Raw genomic sequence first — 17,640 nt, forward strand, 5'->3', positions numbered from 1 at the left:
CATTCTATGTTCGTTCTTTTCATCACACATACTTCCGATGCACCATCTTCCCATCATAAGAAAACACAACGCCCTTACTCTCCACAATTGACTCCATATGCACCGTTCTTCCCCACAGCTGATGAAGATATGGTAATACCTTTTCTAAGTATTTTAAATCAAGCTCGATTCCTTCGTAACTATGTTTAATGTACAATTCTCCGTTCTTTAAGTAGTCTCCGTCTTCTACTACTAAGTACGGGAAGCCGCCATTTGTACGCATATTTACGAGTTGATCACGCACATGTTCCCACTCTTTATCTATTACTTTATACTCTTTTCCTTGGCGCTGGAATAAGTACATATCTTCTCGCATAACGAGGTCTTTATTTAAGTAGTTTCTTAAGAACGATACATCCCATTCAATTTCGCGTACTTCAAAGATTTTGTCACGACCAGACCCTGGTTTTACACCACGGCGTTTCATTTCTTCTGTCGGGTTGTTGTAACGTTCTTCAATATCTTCAAACATTTTAATCCCAAGGTAGTATGGGTTAATGCTTGTTTTTGATGGCTGTACAACACCCGCATTTAGTTTCGCAAATTCGATTGCTTCATCAGATGTTAAGTCCATTTCACGAAGTATGCGTTGATGCCAATAGGACGCCCAGCCTTCGTTCATAATCTTCGTTTCAAGCTGCGGCCAGAAATATAACATTTCTTCACGCATCATCGTTAATATGTCGCGCTGCCAATCTTCTAGCTCACGGCTATATTCTTCAATAAAGAGGAGCAAGTCTTTCTCTGGTTGCGGTGGAATCTTCTTCTTTTTGCGTATATTGGATCGTTCTCTCTTTTTGTTTCGATCATCTAAATTCCATAGATCATCGTATTGTGATACCTTTTTCTTTTCTACTTCTTCTTCTAAATCATCAATACTCCACGCAAGTTTTGGGCGCATGAGCGAAGGATCAATATGCTCTTGAATGGCAAGTACGGCATCTAAAAATGTTTCTACTTCTTCTTTTCCGTACTTATGCTCATATGCTTTCACCCGTTCAGCTGTCGCTGACATACTTTCTACCATATCTCGCTTCGTATTTGAAAACCGAATATTATTTTTAAAGAAATCACAGTGCGCTAAAACGTGCGCTACGATTAATTTATTTTGAATTAACGAGTTCGTATCTAATAAAAAGGCATAACATGGATCAGAGTTAATAACGAGTTCGTATATTTTACTAAGACCTAAATCGTATTGTAATTTCATTCTGAAAAACTGTTTTCCAAAACTCCAATGTGAAAACCTCGTCGGCATCCCATATGCACCAAATGTATAAATAATTTCCGCTGGACATATTTCATAACGCATCGGATAAAAATCTAGCCCAAATCCAGTCGCAATTTCCGTAATTTCCGCAATTGCATATTGCAGTGCTTTATCGTCACTTGCTTTCATTATTTTCCCTCCTTACACTTTCCCTTAAGAAAGTGTATGATGAGGAACAAGCTTTCATGAGGATTGATTGCATAATAAAAAGACACCCTCATAAAAAACGAGAATGTCTCATCTATTAACCTTCAATAATCTCCATCTTCTCCGTAATCGGCGTACGAGCTTTTCCTTCTGGTGCTTTATCAAAATAGCCAAGGTGAAGAATTCCAACGATGCGTTGACCTCTAGTTAAACCAAGTCCTTCTATAAATAATGGATTGTAGTTTAATCCGCCTGATTTCCAAACACAACCTAATCCACGTTCCCAAGCAAGAAGTTGGAAGTTTTGCATAAATGCACATGTTGCAGCGTAATCTTCGTCACGTTGAATTTGACGTGGGTCTTCATTGATATATACAACGATTTGTGCAGGTGTGCTTAAGAAACGATCCGATAAAATTTTACCGCGTTTCGCTCTTTCTTCTTCTGTGAAAGAGTTTAATACTGCGTCTACTAATTTCTGACGGCCTTCTCCAATGTATAATTTACAATTCCATGGTTCACGGTGTTTATGATTCGGTGCCCATGTTGCGTCGTTTAATAATTCAATTAATAACTCTTTGTCTACTGCTTTATCTGTAAATGTACGAACAGAACGTCTTTCTTTAATCACATTTGCGATGGAAGTATATGTAGTCATATTTTTCTCTCCCTTATTTTTATCTATATGTATAAGATTATTTTTATTATTGATATTGATTTTCAATTTCGATTATACCCTAGTTTTTTACTATTAATCAATGTTTTATGTTGGAAAACTTTCAAAACATCATTTCATCATCCTGTGAATAAAAAAACTTAGCTTGTTCACAAGTTTTTCACATTTTATGGAAATGATATGTGTAAAGCTTTCCACATTATCCATCTAGGAGGAGTTTATATGTACAAAAAAATCGCAGTAAGTATGACTATAGCAGTGTTATTATTTGGGGCAACCGTCTTCCCTACCTTCGCTGCTACGCCAAAAGAAGTAACATTGCATCACCATAAGCCTATTTCAGAAGAAGAAATGCAGTCGCTCGAAAAACTCGGCTATAACAAACATGAAATTTGGAAAGCTGCTCATATTGCAAGAATCGGTAAAAAAGAAATAAAAGACGTTTTAGCTTACTATAAGCAAAATAAATCTTGGGAGAAAACAGCCCAGCATTTCGGTGTAGATCCAAGTAAGTTGAACAAACATCATATGAATAAAGAAACGAAAAAAGCACTACTGCAAGAATTAGCAAATATGCAAAAATCTACACCAGATGGACTAAAACAAAAAATGAAAGAATATAATATCGGATTACGTCAGCTCACGGTATTAACAATCATCTCTCAAAAAAGTAATACTCCCCTTGATGATGTACTAAAAATGAAAAAAGACAGAATGGATATTAAACAAATTGCAGAAAAATTAAATGTAAACAAAGAAGATATACGCGCAGAAATGATTAAATTAGTAAAGTCGATTAAGGAAAAGAAAACAAATTAATACACCAAAAAGGAAGAGATTTTCAATACTCTTCCTTTTCTTTATGAACTTTCAATTTTCAAGTATAAATTCCCGTCTTTCCCAAAAACTAACACAAGGAAATGATATATGTTAGGGGTGAGAAAATGTTTCGTTTATCATCTAAAAAATCTAAAAAGACTACTACAAAAACAATTTGTTCTATTCCAGAATTTATATACACCATGAAAGAATCTACCGACTTTGTTTCTTATAACATACTTGAAGATGAAACGTTATGCTTGTTTTATTATAAATCTGTCGTGGAAGCACTTATTATTAAACAATTTATTTTAACTCCTATAAAAAAGAAGGCAGAACACATTCAAAATATCTCTGATTTATATAATATTGTGTCTATTGAAGATATCATTACCTCTCCTTCTATTAATGATATTCGTGAAAAATTATTAGGTGGATATATTTTAATACGCTTAAAAAGCAATTCGAATCCTGATCAATATGCCTTAATTCGTGCAGAGAGTACCGTTTTAGGAAAACGGTTATATAATGACACAGAAAATGAGTATAGTGTAATTGGTCCTAAAGTTGGTTTCGTTGAAAACCTTGATACAAATATACACTTATTACGCCGAAATATCGTAACAGAGCAACTCATTTTTAAAGAAGTTACCGTCGGATCTATGTCAAAAACGAAAGTAGCAGTTGCTTATATAGAAGGAGTTACAAATGAACAATTTATCAACACCGCAATACAACGGCTAGAAGACATTGACTTTGATGTCCCGTTTGATGCGACTATGATTGAGCAATTTATTAGTGATAATAGCAATTCACCTTTTCCTGTTCTACTACCTACAGAACGATTAGATCGAGCAATATTTGCATTAATTAGCGGGGAAGTTTTAATTTTAACAGATGGCTCTCCCTATGCTTTATCAGGCCCAACAACGTTACTAGATTTTTTTATTTCGCCAGAGGACTATTATTTACCGTGGATGATTGGTTCATTCTTTCGTATCATTCGTTTTTTCGGGGCTATATTTTCTCTTTTTTCCTCTGCCATTTATACAGCAGCTTTAACATATCATTATCAAATGATTCCTGCCGACTTACTAGGCCCTATTATTTTCTCGAGAGCTAACGTACCTTTCCCACCTATTCTAGAAGCACTTTTTTTAGAAATTACAATCGAATTGCTGCGTGAAGCGGGAGCACGTTTACCGACAAAAGTCGGACAAACGATTGGAATTGTTGGTGGAATTGTAATTGGGCAAGCATCCGTTGAGGCAGCTTTAACGAGTACGATCTTATTAATTGCAGTTGCTTTATCTGCCCTTGCATCTTTCACAACACCGACTGTAAAAATGTCTTCTACTATCCGTTTGTTACGATTTCCACTTATTCTTTTAGCCGGTGCATTCGGAGGATTAGGTCTTATTGTCGGATTTGTATTTATTTTAGCTCATTTAATTAAATTAAAGTCACTTGGATCACCTTATTTATTACCTTTATATCCATTTCGTGGTTTAGGTGCAGCAGAAAGTTTTCTCCGCTTACCATTTAGTCAAACGGCACAAAGGCCTTCTTTTCTTAGACCAAAATCTAAATGGCGCTATAATCCAAACAAAGCGAAGCAAAAACGTGATGGTGATGGTGAATGAAAAAATTCTTATTGCACCTTATCATTATCTTCTTTTTTCTACAAACCGGCTGTACACAAACGTATATAGTGGATGCGCAGCGTATTATTCATGTCGCTGGATTTGACATCACCAAAAACAAAAGATTCCAAGGAACTATCTTATTTCCAGAGTATACACATGGTGTAAAGTCTAAACCAGAGACTCAATCAACATCGGCCCGTTCACTTGAAACTATTGCTTCACGATTAAATGCGAAATCTCCTCACAATGTTGTTATAGGTCAAATGCGTGTCGTCTTATTTGGAAAGGCTCTAGGAGAACGAGGAATGGGAGAAATTATTACCAACTTACAACGTGACCCAAACATCGGGCGTGATGTACAACTAGCAATTGTAGATGGATCAGCCGAAGATCTTTTAAATCATGGAAAACAGAATGGTTCATTATCCATTGTTGATTTACTCGAGCAAAATATACGAAATGAGAACATTCCACAAACTTCATTGAACGTTTTTTTATATAATTACTATTCTTCTGTATGTGATGCCTATGTCCCATATATTAAAATGGACGCTAATCATTCTGTCGTTGTTAAAGGACTTGCTTTTTTAAAAGATGATAAAGTAGTCATGTATACAGATAAAAGACACTCTGTTTTAACAAAATTACTTATTAATCCTACGAAAAATGGACGTTACGAAGCAGCGATAAAAAAGAATAAACATAAAGGTATGGTTGTCATACAAGATTTAGCTGGGAAAAGTAAATATGATATAGATCAAACTGGAGACATACCAAAAGTAAAAATTAATTTGAAATTAGATGGATTAATTAAAAACTCTCCTAATTGGATTGATTTAAGAAAAAAAACAAATATCAATTATATAAAAAAACAAATTGAGCAAAATGTTGAAAAAGACTGTGAAGGGTTAATCAAGCAATTTCAAGAAAAGGAAATTGACCCTTTAGGAATACGCGATGAAATTAGAAGCCATACGAGAAAATGGAATATAAAACAAATTCGAAATATGTATCAAAATATAGCTGTAGATGTAAATTTAGATATTAATATTGTTCAATCCGGAATCGGGGAATAGTGAGGTGAAATAAGCAATGAATACAATGAATAAAACAAAAACAGTCTCTCCATATTTTGCATTTATTTTACTGCATTCTCTTCAAATCGGAATAGGAGTTCTCGGATATCAACGTGTAATTTTAAAAAATGCAGGTTATGATGCTTGGATCTCTCTTATTATTGCCGGGATTGCAACTCATATTGTACTGTTTTGTATGCTAAAAATGCTTGAAAAAGACGGAGATTTAATTAGCATTCATACAACAAGCTTTGGAAAGTGGTTTGGATCCATATTTTCTGTAATTTTTACTCTTTATTGCTTATTATTTTGCCTTACTGTTCTTCGTACATATATGGAAGTAATACAAGTTTGGATTTTCCCTACCATTAAATTATGGAAACTTACCCTTATGTTTTTATTAGTGACTTGCTACATTATAAAAGGTGGATTTCGCTCAGTGACAGGAATATGCTTTTGGGGAGTCATTCTTCCTCTTTTCGTTATATTCTTTTTAATTTATCCAATGAAATATGCACATTTCCGTAATATTTTACCCGTCTTTACACATTCACCTTTTGACATACTTATATCGGCAAAACAATCTGCATTAGAATTTCTCGGTTTTGAAACAATCCTTATCTTCTATCCATTTATTGAAAAAGGAAAATCTTTAAAAAGATGGGCCCATGCAGGAATTGTTTTTAGTACCTTAATTTATGTAGTTTTAGCCATCGTGTCCTTTATGTATTATAGCGAGGGACAACTAAATCGTACTATATGGCCTACTTTAACGATGCTAAAAATAATTAAAGTCCCTTTCATTCAACGCTTTGAATACATTATTATTTTCGTTTGGTTTTTAATTATTTTGCCAAACCTTTGTTTAACCATTTGGTCATCATGCCAAACGATGAAGCGTTCCTTTCATATTTCATTTAAATTTACATTACCATTTTTTATTTCCATCGTCTTTATAGCTTCATTATTTTTCACAAACCGCGAAAGTATCAATACATTAAATACAGTACTTTCTCAAGCTGGCTTATATATTGTATACGCTTATATCCCGATTTTATTTCTATTCCATTCATTACGATGGCATTTCAAAAATCGGTCGAAAAAATCTTCACCCAACACACCATAATCTCTGATACAATTTGATTAATACATTTGTAAAGGGGACAAGCGTATGAAGAAATATGTATTTTCTTTACTTGCAGTACTGAGTTTAATTCTTGCTGGATGCGGAGCTACTAGTACAAATGAAAAAAAATCATCTGAATCAAAAGAAGAGCACGACCATGCATCGCACACTCAGCAAGCTGACATTCAAGAGAAAACAAAAGGAGTCGACACACTTCCTACCTTCCTAGACAAGCTTGATCCACAAATGAAAGATATCTACACTGTCGCTGGACAAAATGCAGAGCTATTAGATTGGATTCCATGTTACTGCGGTTGCGGTGAAAGTGTAGGGCATAAAAATAATAAAAACTGCTTTATTCGTGAAATTAAAAAGAATGGTGAAGTTGTTTGGGATTCCCATGCAACGACTTGCGTTAATTGCCTAGAAATCGCAGTTGAATCTGCTTCCATGAAACAAAAAGGAAAATCAACGCTTGAAATTCGTAACTATATCGATAATAAATACAAAGAAGGCTATGGCAAACCAACACCTACGCCAATGCCAAAAGCTTAAAAAACGAGGAAACACCTCGTTTTTTTTCATTCACTTTTTTTCTTAACAAATTCTTTCAAGTGTATTTCTCCTTACTTATCACACACTATATATAACTCTCGGTAAGGAGGGTACACAGTGCAAACATATAATGACTATGATAAAGCTCTCTATTACACGTATTGCTGTAATTGGGATAAATTACTCGTTCTCATGGTTCAAACGAACGATCAATTATTTTCTAAGCGTATTGAGCATTTTTTACACGCTTATCAATACAGTAAAGAACTGCCAGAAGTTGATAAACAATTGCAGCTCCTATTTCAATATATTGACCACGCATCCCAAAAGTCACATGTAGAAGAAGTAGAGCAAATTCAAATGTAAAATATAGCGCTATTCTCTTCTGGAGAATAGCGCTTTTTTAAAATGTTTATATCAATAAAAGTTTCCCCTTATAAAACTTTTATTGATAAACATATTTTTTCTTTCTTTTCTGTGCCACTTCATACTATAATTTAGTATGTAACTATTATAAGTGAGGTATAAAATATGGGACGAGAAAAAAAGCAAGAATATGCTTTACTTACCGCTTGGGGAGCTTCTTTTATCGCTACACTAGGAAGTTTATACTTTTCCGAAATCATGAAATTTGAGCCTTGTGTCCTTTGTTGGTATCAACGTATTTTTATGTATCCATTCGTGTTATGGCTCGGTATCGCTGTAGTAAAAAAAGACTATCGCATCGCAAATTATTCTTTACCAATTGCAAGTATTGGTGCTTGTATTTCTTTATATCACTATGCGATTCAAAAAATCGCAGCATTTTCAGCTGCTGGGGCAGCTTGCGGTCGTGTACCATGTACGGGAGAATACATAAACTGGTTCGGCTTTGTGACAATCCCGTTTTTAGCACTTATCGGCTTTATTACAATCGCTGTTTGTAGCTTTATTGTCATCAAAAACAAATAAGGAGATGAAAGAATGAAAAAAATGCTTATATTTGGCGGTATTATTATCGTCTTATTTGCGGCAATCTTTGCTGTAACACAAATGGAAAAGAAAAACGCATCGACAGATGAAAAAGGTTACTACTCAAATAAAATTTCCCTTGAGGATCTCAATAAAAATATAGAAGATAAAAAAGAACAAACGATTTACTTTTATCAAACCTCTTGCGTTCATTGCCAAAAGGTCTCTCCTATTGTTGTACCTTTAGCGAAAGATTTAAATGTTGATATGAAGGTAATTGATATTGAAAATTTAAACGAGCCTTGGGATAAATACAATATCCAAGGAACACCGACAATTATTCATTTTAAAGATGGTAAAGAAGTAAGCCGTATTAGCGGAGAACAATCAAAAGAAAAATTCAAAGAATGGTTTGAACAAACGAAGAAATAACGAGAAAAGGAAACTCCTTCTACACATGAAATGGGCGTAAATTCCCAAACTAATGTATAAGGAGGGGGTTTTATGCCAGAAGTAAGATGCTCTGTTTCCAATTGCTCATTTTGGGGACAAGGTAACTTTTGTCAAGCCAGTGCGATTATCGTTCAGCCGGATGCAGATGAATCGGGTCAAACTGAAAATGATTCGTATACAAGTGCAGTTTTAACGAACGAGACGCTAGAAAGTTCTGTAGCAACGAGTGTAGAAACTTGTTGTCATACTTTTAAGCCAAAATATTAAACATAAAAAGCATACGATTACTCGTATGCTTTTTTACATCCCTCTCCAAAAATCATGCATAATAAAAAAGTACAAAATAACGAGAACGGCTGTCCCGCATAACGTAATACGCCGATATATACTCTTCTCCCCTTCTCTTGCTTTAACAAACGCCCAAATAAACCCGAAGAACAATATTAAATCAACATATGGAACATAAAAAGAAAAGACGAGAAATGCATACAAATACACGAGAAATAAACAGGTCGTTACTAAGAAAATTTTAAAAGCAAATTCACTTTTCATAATGTAACCGCCTTCCCTATCTGTACTGTATTATATTCAGCAAAATACAATAGTTGCAGTTAAACTCAAAGTAGAAATAAGCTACCGTCTATAATACGGTAGCCATTACGGAACATTATATTTCCGTTTATATATATTACTTAAAGTGGAAGAAGGAATTTGTTCATAGCGAATTTTTTCTCCTGTTTCATCAGCAATATACAAATTGTTTCCTATATAATATATTCCATCTTTTCGTTTTGAGTACACTGCATATCTTTCATTTGGCAATACCGTTTTTACTTTTGTTAACTGCCCATTTGGTTCTTGCCAATATATATCCACGCGGTCTACTAACGTAAGCATACCAATTTGCTCTTCTTCTATTTTACGACCGTTCCAGCTCACAACGCGGTAACCAAGCTTATTCGCTTCATATTCGGGGCTCGCATGAAAACGAGAAATGATTACTTTTGTTTGTAAATGGACTCGGTCATATAACCATTGTATATCCCTGTCATGCATGCGAATACAGCCATTTGATTCCCTACTTCCAATCGTCCATTCCCGATTTGTCCCATGAATCGCATATTCATTCTTATCTAGCCCAAGCCATCTCGTACCTAGGGGGTTATTCGGTGCACCCCCAGCTATTTTTTTTCGATGGTATTCTTTATTTTTAAATTTAGTTATAATACAAAAATTCCCTTCAGGCGTAGGTGTACGTTCTCTTCCAGTTGTTACCGAGAATGTTTTTGTATAATTTCCATTTTCAAAAAAAGACAACTGGTTTGTCGTAAGATTCACTAATATTAAATGATCTGTATCAGCAAAAGCACTAACCGGTAGGATGAAAAATAATAGTATGACGAAACATAACTTTTTCATCTATATCCCCCCTAGCGCTCACTATAATAAGTGGAATTAACTTTACTTTGCTCTTATAAATGAAAACTATCCATTTACAATAACGCCCCCATTTACATGTATCATTTGCCCGGTAACATAGGATGAATCACCCGACGCTAAATATACATATGCTGGCGCTAATTCATATGGTTGACCAGGTCTTTGCATTGGAACATTACTTCCGAACTGTGATACTTTCTTCTCATCAAAGCTTGATGGAATAAGCGGTGTCCAAATTGGTCCTGGTGCAACACCATTTACACGAATCCCTTTTTGCACTAACGATTGAGAAAGTGATCTTGTAAAAGCTACGATTGCCCCTTTCGTTGCGGAATAATCAATTAAAGTTTCATTTCCTTCATACGCAACGATAGACGCCGTATTTATAATGACATCCCCTTGCTTTAAATGAGAAAGTGCTGCTTTCGCAACGTGAAAATAAGAAAAAATATTAATACGAAACGTTTTTTCTAACTGTTCCGCTGTAATATATTCTAATCCTTGCTGCGGATATTGCTGCGCGACATTATTTACTAAAACCTGTAAACTACCTAGCCGCTGGACGGTCTCTTGAACAACATCTTTACAATGCTGTTCATCACTTAAATCACCCGGCAACAATACACACTTTACACCTTCTTTCTCAACATATTGCTTCGCCTCATTAGCATCTTCTTCCTCATCTAAATAAGCAATCGCAATATTTGCTCCTTCTTTCGCAAAAGCGATAGAAACAGCTCGTCCAATTCCACTATCTCCCCCTGTAATTAATACATTCTTTCCTTTTAACTTTTCGCTACCTTTATAATTTGGATCTTCAAACTGTGGTAGCGGATTCATTAATGATTCAATACCAGGTTGTTTATTTTGATGTTGCGCAGGCATTGTTATAAAGTTTTTTTGCTGTGGCATAGCTACTTTCAACTCCTTTTCCTTAGCATGTGCACAATAAAAAGCTGAAATTCACACATTGGTTTACGATTAATATTCGAATTTAAGACACAAAATATGAATTGTTATAAACTTTTTATGCAAAACTATTGCAAAATAGTTAAAAAACGAATATTATATATAACTGTTGTGAAAATTATTCGTAAACAGAAAGGATGTTTATATGTTTAACCTTTCAAAACATAAAACTTCTATTAAAACTGAAATTATGGCAGGTATTATTACCTTCTTAACAATGGCATATATCATTGTCGTAAACCCGGTCATCCTTGGGGATGCAGGTGTTCCATTTGAACAAGCATTTACAGCAACCATTATCGCTGCTGTTGTCGGAACATTATTTATGGCAATCTTTACAAACTTACCAATCGCAATCGCGCCAGGTATGGGATTAAATGCTTACTTCTCTTACTCCGTTGTAAAAGCTCATGAAGGCATGACTTTCGCAATTGCATTCTCTGCTGTATTCGTAGCAGGTATGATTTTAATTTTGTTATCATTTACATCATTCCGTACAAAATTAATGGAAGCAATTCCTGAAAACTTAAGACATGCAATTACTGCTGGTATCGGTCTATTTATCGCCTTTATCGGTTTACGTTTAACAGGTATCGTTACAAAAAATGATGCAAACTTAGTTGGACTTGGTGATCTTCACTCTGCTCCAGTTCTACTAGCATTGGCTGGACTTGGAATTACAATTGTCCTTATGTCTTTAAATATAAATGGCGCACTATTTATCGGTATGCTATTAACTGGTATTATCGCTTTCTTCACAGGACAATTAACATTCTCAAACGGTGTTACATCAATGCCTGGATTACCAGAAGGAATTATCGTTTCAAATCCAATTACTGCTGTATCTGACGTAATTAACTACGGATTATACGGCGTTGTATTCTCATTCTTCCTTGTTACACTATTCGATACAACAGGTACATTACTTGGCGTTGCTCAACAAGGTGGATTTATGAAAGATGGAAAGCTTCCAAAAGCAGGACGAGCCCTCCTATCTGACTCATTCTCAGCAACAATCGGTTCTATGTTCGGAACAACACCATCAACAGCTTATATTGAATCATCTGCTGGTGTTGCTGCCGGTGGTCGTACTGGTTTAACAACCGTTACAGTAGCTGTTTTATTTGCATTAGCAGCGTTCTTCGGACCATTAGTAAGTGCCATTTCTGGTGTATCAGCTATTACTGCACCATCATTAATTATCGTTGGTAGTCTTATGATGGGCTCTGTTCGCCACATTGATTGGGATGCATTTGATGAATCATTCCCAGCATTTTTAGTAATCTTAAGCATGCCACTTACATCAAGTATCTCAACAGGTATTGCACTTGGATTTATTTCATACCCACTTATGAAAGTGGCAAAAGGTAAATTTCGTTCTGTTCACCCACTTGTATATGTATTTGGAATTTTGTTTGCTTATCAATTGATTTTCTTACCACATTAAAAAAGTAGAGCATCGAAATTCGATGCTCTACTTTTCTTTTACAACAATCATTCAAACTATAACGCTCCCGCCAAAATATGAAGAAGCTTATAACCTTTTAATATTTCTATTCTACCTGTAATTCTTTACTGCACTTTTGAATGAAAACTGATGAAATAACCATTACTATGCCCACACTAAAACCAATAAATTGATCTAATAACATTTCATCATGAATAAACCAGCGAAGTAAAAATACACCACCAAAAATAAGCATCATGATAAATCCAGTATGTCTAAGTCCTTTATATACATTTTCCATATGTATCACCTCTCCACATACTTTTATCCATATTATACCATAACCTAAAAACGTGTATAACCAACATTCGGCATTGAAACCAATAATAAAAAAGGCTGCATAGAATTTCTTCTCTGCAGCCTAATACTTATTTTTGCAAGAACGCCTGTAAATCTGCAAATTGTCTCTTTGCATCTTCATAACCTTGCTCATATAAACTTTGTAGTTTTATCGCATCTTTTTCCATACGATCTACTTGAAGCGGCACTTCTGGACGAATAACAAATAAATTACCCGCTTGCTCTTCTTTTTCAATGTAGTGAAGTGTTTCATTATACACTTCATAACGATTTAGCATTGTGTTAACAAGGTTCGGATATTTTTTATAAGCTTTCGCTGCAACCCAGCCAAATTTTGATTTCTTTTTTGCATAACCATGATTTCTCGTCAAAATAACGACTGATTTTTTAAATCCATCCTCCTGTGCTTTTCGAACTGGAATTGGATCAGAAATCCCGCCATCTAATAATTGCTTACCACGGTAATTTACTACTGGTGCAATGAAAGGTAATGAGCTAGACGCTTGTAATAAATTTAGCGCATCATCATTCGTTCCCTCTTTTTCAAAATAAACAGACTGTCCTGTTTCACAATCCGTTGTTCCTACAAGAAAGCGTTCGGGACTATTAAAGTATGTTTCAAAATCAAACGGCACATGCTTTTCTGGTATTTCATGAAAAATGAAATCCATATCAAATAACTGACGTTTTCTCCATAAGTTTTTATACGATAAATACTTTGGATGTGATACATAGTCAATATTGACCGTTTTATTTCTATTTCTTTGTCTGGAAAGATACGACGCTGCATGACAAGCACCAGCTGATACACCGATTACATATGGAAAATATAAATCTTGTTCCATAAAGTATTCTAGTATCCCGCCCGTATATACACCACGCATCCCGCCGCCTTCTAATACTAACCCCGTATTTTCAAGCATGTTATTCTCTCCTCTTTATATATTGACTCTTTAACTATTCACTATGTTAAGTATCTTTTTCTATTATATATGAGTTCTTTTAGAAATTATATTCAAACGGCTTGAAATGAAGGAGTTTTTTCTTCCAATTATATTTCCAAATGATCGGAGACATCCTTTATAAACCTTTGAATAAAGTCTTGCTCTTCTTTCGTATATCCATCTAAAAGTAACAGCCACTTTTCTTCAGCTTGTTTATGCAATTTATCATGAGCTTTATATATTTCATTTCCGCTTTCCGTTAAGCGGAAAAAAATTTCTTTTTGATTATCTAACATTTGTATCTTCTCAACGAATTGCTTTTGAAACAACTTTGTACAAATTTTAGAGATTGCGCCCTTCGTCATTCCCATTTCTATCGTAATTGCCGTTACATTCATCAGACCATTTTTCCCGATACACTCGATTACATGTAACTCAGATAAAGACATACCACTTACACCTGTCTCACGAAGAAACTTCTCATTTTGTCCTTTCAAATGTTCTTCTTTTTTATGCAAAAGTGTACGAATGTCCGAAAGTATTTCCATTTGTTTCGTTGCATAATCCAATCCGTTCGCCCCCTAAGTTTCCAAAGAAACAATTTAACTATATACCATTTTAAAATCATTTTTTCATATTTACAAGTGAGAAAAACATGTTAAAATAAATTTAGTTTCCAAGGAAACTAAATCAAAAAGGAGGTTAACACGATGAAAAAATCCAAACTAAATTTCATTTTATATGTTATCTGTATTAGCGCCTTACTCGGTTCCTTCGCTCAAAATATTTACACACCTATCTTGCCCATGATTCAAGGTTCTTTTCATACTTCTTTTTATCTTGTAAATGTAACAGTTTCACTTTTCACACTCGTTCTTGCAATTATGCAGCTCGTATATGGGCCTTTAATTGATACAAAAGGAAGAAAGTCTGTCCTTATTCCTAGTTTAATCATTAGTACAATTGGTTCAATTGGATGTGCTTTTTCAGCGAACATTTATTTATTTCTATTCTTTAGAACTGTTCAAGCTATAGGAATAGCGGCTATACCTGTAGTCGCAGCAACGATTATCGGCGATTTATTTGAAGGAAAAGAACGCGGAGAAGCAATGAGCCTTTATCAAATGTTACTTGCTCTCGCACCTGCGATTGGTCCCCTCATTGGTGGTTATCTCGGCAGTATAAATGGTCACTTATCCGTATTTCTGTTTTTATCTACGCTTGGCATTCTCTTATTAATTATAAATATCTCACTACTTCCAGAAACAAAACCAACTGTAATTAAGCAACCGCAAGCAAAAAAGAATTACTGGCGTATCTTAAAAAATACTACTGGATTTTCTATTACTCTTATTGGCTTTATTCAATTTTGTATTTACTTTTGCTTTCTCGTTTTTTTACCGAGTATTTTAACAAATTCATTTCATTTAACTGCAAGTGAAATTGGCCTTATGTTTGTACCGATGTCCCTTTCTATTATGTTAGGAAGTTATTGCTACAAGTTTTTGCAAAAGCGCCTCACAACAAAGCAAACTTTATTCATTACTAGTTTCTTCAATATTATATGTGTCACTTTATTCTCTTTCACATATAGCATCAACATTCCATTCATCATTATCGTTACCTCTTTATACGGTTTTAGTATGGGACTGTCTATGCCAACTCACACTACTTTATTAACGGAAGAATTCATACAAGAACGTGCAACTGCTATCGGTATGTACAACTTCATCCGCTATCTCGGTATGAGCACAGGACCACTTGTAGGTGGATTTCTTTTATTTAATCAAAACTACTTTTGGATTTTCTTCCTAGGTGCAATTATGTTTCTAATCATAATCTTATATGCGATGAAAATGCTACGCTTCCCCGCCACACAAAAAGTAAAATAGAGACCTACAGATGGTCTCTATTTTACGCTCGTTGATCCGCAACAATATGAATATCAATATGCTTCGTTTGTCTCATAATCTCATTTACAATCGAGCCTTTTCTTATTTCTTCCCACCTTGTTCTTGCCGATTGCCCCAATAAAATTTGCGTTACTTGTAATCTTTTCGCAACTTCAATAATAACATCTGCTGGCTTTCTCCCTTTCGCCTCTTCTAACACAAAACTTGCATCAAATTGATTCGTGAGCGACTTCCACTCTTCAATTGTTTGTTTTTTACCTGCTGAAAGAGAGTCTATATTTTCTCTTTCAACATTTAATACATACAATTCAGCGTTTAACCGATCAGCCATGCGCCATCCTCGTCTTATTAATTTCTCCGCTGTTGAGCTGTATTGTACACAAACAAGAATTTTTTCTTTTACGCCAATCGGTTCTATTACTGTTTGGCTAATTTTCTCGTCCATATCATCGGCAACTTCACGAAGTGACAATTCTCTTAGTGCCCCTAAATTATTGAGCGTAAAGAAATTTTGTAAGCTTTGTTGAATTTTTTCTTCCTTATATATCTTTCCATCTATTAATCTCTTCCTTAATACTTCCGGTGTTGCATCAACGAGCTGAATTTCATTTGCTTTTTGCAAAATAAAATCCGGAATACGTTCTCGCACTTTAACATTCGTAATTTGAGCTACAATGTCATGAACACTTTCTAAATGTTGAATATTAAACGCTGATAATACGGATATACCTCCATCTAGCAATTCCTGTACATCCATATAACGTTTCTTATTTTTAGATCCAGGAATATTACTATGCGCGAGTTCATCCACAACAACGACTTGCGGTGCACGTTTTATAATTCCTTCCACATCAAGTTCATAAAATACTTTTCCTTTATACTCTATTTCTTTTAAAGGAACTTTTTCTAAATTAGTAATTGCGTCTTCCGTCTCTTTTCTCCCGTGCGTTTCAATTAAACCAATTACAATATCCATACCGTCCTTTTTCATCTCTCTAGCATCAAGTAGCATTTTATAACTTTTCCCTACTCCTGGAGCAGCCCCCACGTACAGCTTTAACTTCCCGCGATTTTGCTGACGAATATATTCTAAATACTCTTCTGGTGTTCGCCTTTGAAAAGTTGGTTTATAGTCATCTGCATACAAAACATTCACAACCTTTCTTTTGAAACAACGCTACCTCAATCCGTTAGATTGAGGTAGCACTGTTACTATTTCATTAGTTTCTGTAATTCTAAATTTAACTTTAAGACGTTCACGCGATCTTCTCCAAATAAACCAAGTGCCGCGCCTTCCGTTTGATCTTTAATCAATTGATTTAGCATTTCTTTCGGAATATTCGTTATTTTAGAGATGCGCTCTACCTGCACGGAAGCTGCCTTCGGACTAATGTCAGGATCAAGCCCTGAACCTGAATTCGTCACTAAATCGATTGGCACTTCTTTAACTGGTACGGCCCGGTTTTGTTTCTTCCACTCTTCAATACTTTTCTCTACTCGTTTCTCTAAATCTGGATTAGACGGTGCATAGTTATTTGAACCAGATGCTTCTGCTTTATATTCAATACTAGAAACGCGCCCATGAAAATAACGTGGATCTGTGAAATTTTGACCGATTAATTTAGAACCAATCACTTCATTTTTATCATTATATATTAGACTTCCATCCGCATTATCCTTCATTACTGCTTGTGCAATACCAGTAACAATAAGCGGATATACAAGTCCGCACAACACTAAAAATGTAAAAGTAATACGGATGATTGGTGATAGTATACTTTGTTTCTTCGCCATCTCTTTCCCCTCTTC

Annotated in this window: 21 protein-coding genes; 11 read left to right on the forward strand and 10 right to left on the reverse strand. The window is 34.9% G+C overall.

The window, feature by feature from the left end:
- Nucleotides 1–22: 22 nt before the first annotated feature.
- On the reverse strand, nucleotides 23–1,438 hold the full coding sequence (spoVR, locus tag DN390_RS06055; protein ID WP_147806823.1) for a stage V sporulation protein SpoVR: 1,416 nt from the start codon (nucleotides 1,436–1,438) through the stop codon (nucleotides 23–25).
- Between the two features lie 115 nt (nucleotides 1,439–1,553).
- On the reverse strand, nucleotides 1,554–2,114 hold the full coding sequence (locus tag DN390_RS06060; RefSeq protein WP_000214810.1) for a nitroreductase family protein: 561 nt from the start codon (nucleotides 2,112–2,114) through the stop codon (nucleotides 1,554–1,556).
- A gap of 240 nt (nucleotides 2,115–2,354) precedes the next feature.
- Here DN390_RS06060 and DN390_RS06065 point away from each other — a divergent pair, with 240 nt between their 5' ends.
- The 9 genes from DN390_RS06065 to DN390_RS06105 all read left to right on the forward strand — a co-directional run bounded on the left by DN390_RS06065 (nucleotide 2,355) and on the right by DN390_RS06105 (nucleotide 9,025).
- Nucleotides 2,355–2,951: a hypothetical protein gene (locus DN390_RS06065; protein WP_147806824.1), complete on the forward strand. Its 597-nt coding sequence runs from the start codon at nucleotides 2,355–2,357 to the stop codon at nucleotides 2,949–2,951.
- Nucleotides 2,952–3,076: 125 nt separating this feature from the next.
- Nucleotides 3,077–4,594 carry a spore germination protein gene (locus DN390_RS06070; RefSeq protein WP_029437531.1) on the forward strand — a complete coding sequence of 506 codons (1,518 nt, stop codon included), beginning with the start codon at nucleotides 3,077–3,079 and terminating at the stop codon, nucleotides 4,592–4,594.
- Nucleotides 4,591–5,673: a Ger(x)C family spore germination protein gene (locus DN390_RS06075; RefSeq protein ID WP_029437530.1), complete on the forward strand. Its 1,083-nt coding sequence runs from the start codon at nucleotides 4,591–4,593 to the stop codon at nucleotides 5,671–5,673. The genes DN390_RS06070 and DN390_RS06075 overlap by 4 nt, the downstream gene beginning before the upstream one ends.
- 16 nt (nucleotides 5,674–5,689) lie before the next feature.
- Entirely contained in the window at nucleotides 5,690–6,799 is a 1,110-nt protein-coding gene (locus DN390_RS06080) for a GerAB/ArcD/ProY family transporter (protein WP_029437529.1), read from the forward strand.
- 45 nt (nucleotides 6,800–6,844) lie between these two features.
- Entirely contained in the window at nucleotides 6,845–7,354 is a 510-nt protein-coding gene (locus DN390_RS06085; RefSeq protein WP_000761019.1) for a PCYCGC domain-containing protein, read from the forward strand.
- Between the two features lie 117 nt (nucleotides 7,355–7,471).
- A complete protein-coding gene (locus tag DN390_RS06090; protein ID WP_001195459.1) occupies nucleotides 7,472–7,720 on the forward strand; it encodes a YhdB family protein in 249 nt (82 codons plus the stop codon).
- A 165-nt stretch (nucleotides 7,721–7,885) separates the two neighbouring features.
- Complete coding sequence (locus DN390_RS06095; protein WP_147806825.1) at nucleotides 7,886–8,305, forward strand: disulfide formation protein C; 420 nt, start codon at nucleotides 7,886–7,888, stop codon at nucleotides 8,303–8,305.
- A gap of 12 nt (nucleotides 8,306–8,317) precedes the next feature.
- Nucleotides 8,318–8,737 (forward strand): thioredoxin family protein, encoded by a 420-nt coding sequence (locus DN390_RS06100; RefSeq protein ID WP_000738460.1) that lies wholly within the window; start codon nucleotides 8,318–8,320, stop codon nucleotides 8,735–8,737.
- Between the two features lie 72 nt (nucleotides 8,738–8,809).
- Nucleotides 8,810–9,025 carry a DUF1540 domain-containing protein gene (locus DN390_RS06105; RefSeq protein WP_060629620.1) on the forward strand — a complete coding sequence of 72 codons (216 nt, stop codon included), beginning with the start codon at nucleotides 8,810–8,812 and terminating at the stop codon, nucleotides 9,023–9,025.
- Between the two features lie 33 nt (nucleotides 9,026–9,058).
- Here the strand turns inward: DN390_RS06105 and DN390_RS06110 are convergent, their stop codons facing one another.
- From DN390_RS06110 to DN390_RS06120, 3 genes are all read right to left on the reverse strand, one after another.
- The gene (locus DN390_RS06110; protein WP_060629619.1) at nucleotides 9,059–9,310 is read right to left on the reverse strand and encodes a hypothetical protein; all 252 of its coding nucleotides are present in this window, start codon (nucleotides 9,308–9,310) and stop codon (nucleotides 9,059–9,061) included.
- Between the two features lie 105 nt (nucleotides 9,311–9,415).
- Nucleotides 9,416–10,177: a L,D-transpeptidase gene (locus DN390_RS06115; RefSeq protein ID WP_097950101.1), complete on the reverse strand. Its 762-nt coding sequence runs from the start codon at nucleotides 10,175–10,177 to the stop codon at nucleotides 9,416–9,418.
- A gap of 66 nt (nucleotides 10,178–10,243) precedes the next feature.
- Complete coding sequence (locus DN390_RS06120; RefSeq protein WP_147806826.1) at nucleotides 10,244–11,110, reverse strand: SDR family oxidoreductase; 867 nt, start codon at nucleotides 11,108–11,110, stop codon at nucleotides 10,244–10,246.
- A gap of 202 nt (nucleotides 11,111–11,312) precedes the next feature.
- On the opposite strand from DN390_RS06120, the gene DN390_RS06125 reads away from it, so the two are divergent.
- Nucleotides 11,313–12,614: an NCS2 family permease gene (locus tag DN390_RS06125; protein WP_140968539.1), complete on the forward strand. Its 1,302-nt coding sequence runs from the start codon at nucleotides 11,313–11,315 to the stop codon at nucleotides 12,612–12,614.
- A gap of 106 nt (nucleotides 12,615–12,720) precedes the next feature.
- On the opposite strand, the gene DN390_RS06130 is transcribed toward DN390_RS06125, so the two are convergent.
- The 3 genes from DN390_RS06130 to DN390_RS06140 all read right to left on the reverse strand — a co-directional run bounded on the left by DN390_RS06130 (nucleotide 12,721) and on the right by DN390_RS06140 (nucleotide 14,487).
- Complete coding sequence (locus DN390_RS06130; protein ID WP_147806827.1) at nucleotides 12,721–12,915, reverse strand: hypothetical protein; 195 nt, start codon at nucleotides 12,913–12,915, stop codon at nucleotides 12,721–12,723.
- A gap of 127 nt (nucleotides 12,916–13,042) precedes the next feature.
- Nucleotides 13,043–13,897, reverse strand: a complete 855-nt coding sequence (locus DN390_RS06135) for a patatin-like phospholipase family protein (protein ID WP_097950104.1) — start codon at nucleotides 13,895–13,897, stop codon at nucleotides 13,043–13,045.
- Between the two features lie 128 nt (nucleotides 13,898–14,025).
- Nucleotides 14,026–14,487, reverse strand: a complete 462-nt coding sequence (locus tag DN390_RS06140; RefSeq protein ID WP_147806828.1) for a MarR family transcriptional regulator — start codon at nucleotides 14,485–14,487, stop codon at nucleotides 14,026–14,028.
- A 141-nt stretch (nucleotides 14,488–14,628) separates the two neighbouring features.
- Here DN390_RS06140 and DN390_RS06145 point away from each other — a divergent pair, with 141 nt between their 5' ends.
- Complete coding sequence (locus DN390_RS06145; protein WP_147806829.1) at nucleotides 14,629–15,810, forward strand: MFS transporter; 1,182 nt, start codon at nucleotides 14,629–14,631, stop codon at nucleotides 15,808–15,810.
- Nucleotides 15,811–15,832: 22 nt separating this feature from the next.
- On the opposite strand, the gene kdpDN is transcribed toward DN390_RS06145, so the two are convergent.
- Together kdpDN and kdpC are read right to left on the reverse strand one after the other, a co-directional pair.
- Entirely contained in the window at nucleotides 15,833–16,987 is a 1,155-nt protein-coding gene (gene kdpDN / locus DN390_RS06150) for a KdpD-like non-kinase potassium sensor (RefSeq protein WP_147806830.1), read from the reverse strand.
- Between the two features lie 56 nt (nucleotides 16,988–17,043).
- The gene (kdpC, locus tag DN390_RS06155; RefSeq protein ID WP_147806831.1) at nucleotides 17,044–17,625 is read right to left on the reverse strand and encodes a K(+)-transporting ATPase subunit C; all 582 of its coding nucleotides are present in this window, start codon (nucleotides 17,623–17,625) and stop codon (nucleotides 17,044–17,046) included.
- Between the last annotated feature and the right edge of the window lie 15 nt (nucleotides 17,626–17,640).

The organism is Bacillus sp. SH7-1 (assembly GCF_008042405.1).
Lineage (GTDB): Bacteria > Bacillota > Bacilli > Bacillales > Bacillaceae_G > Bacillus_A > Bacillus_A thuringiensis_N.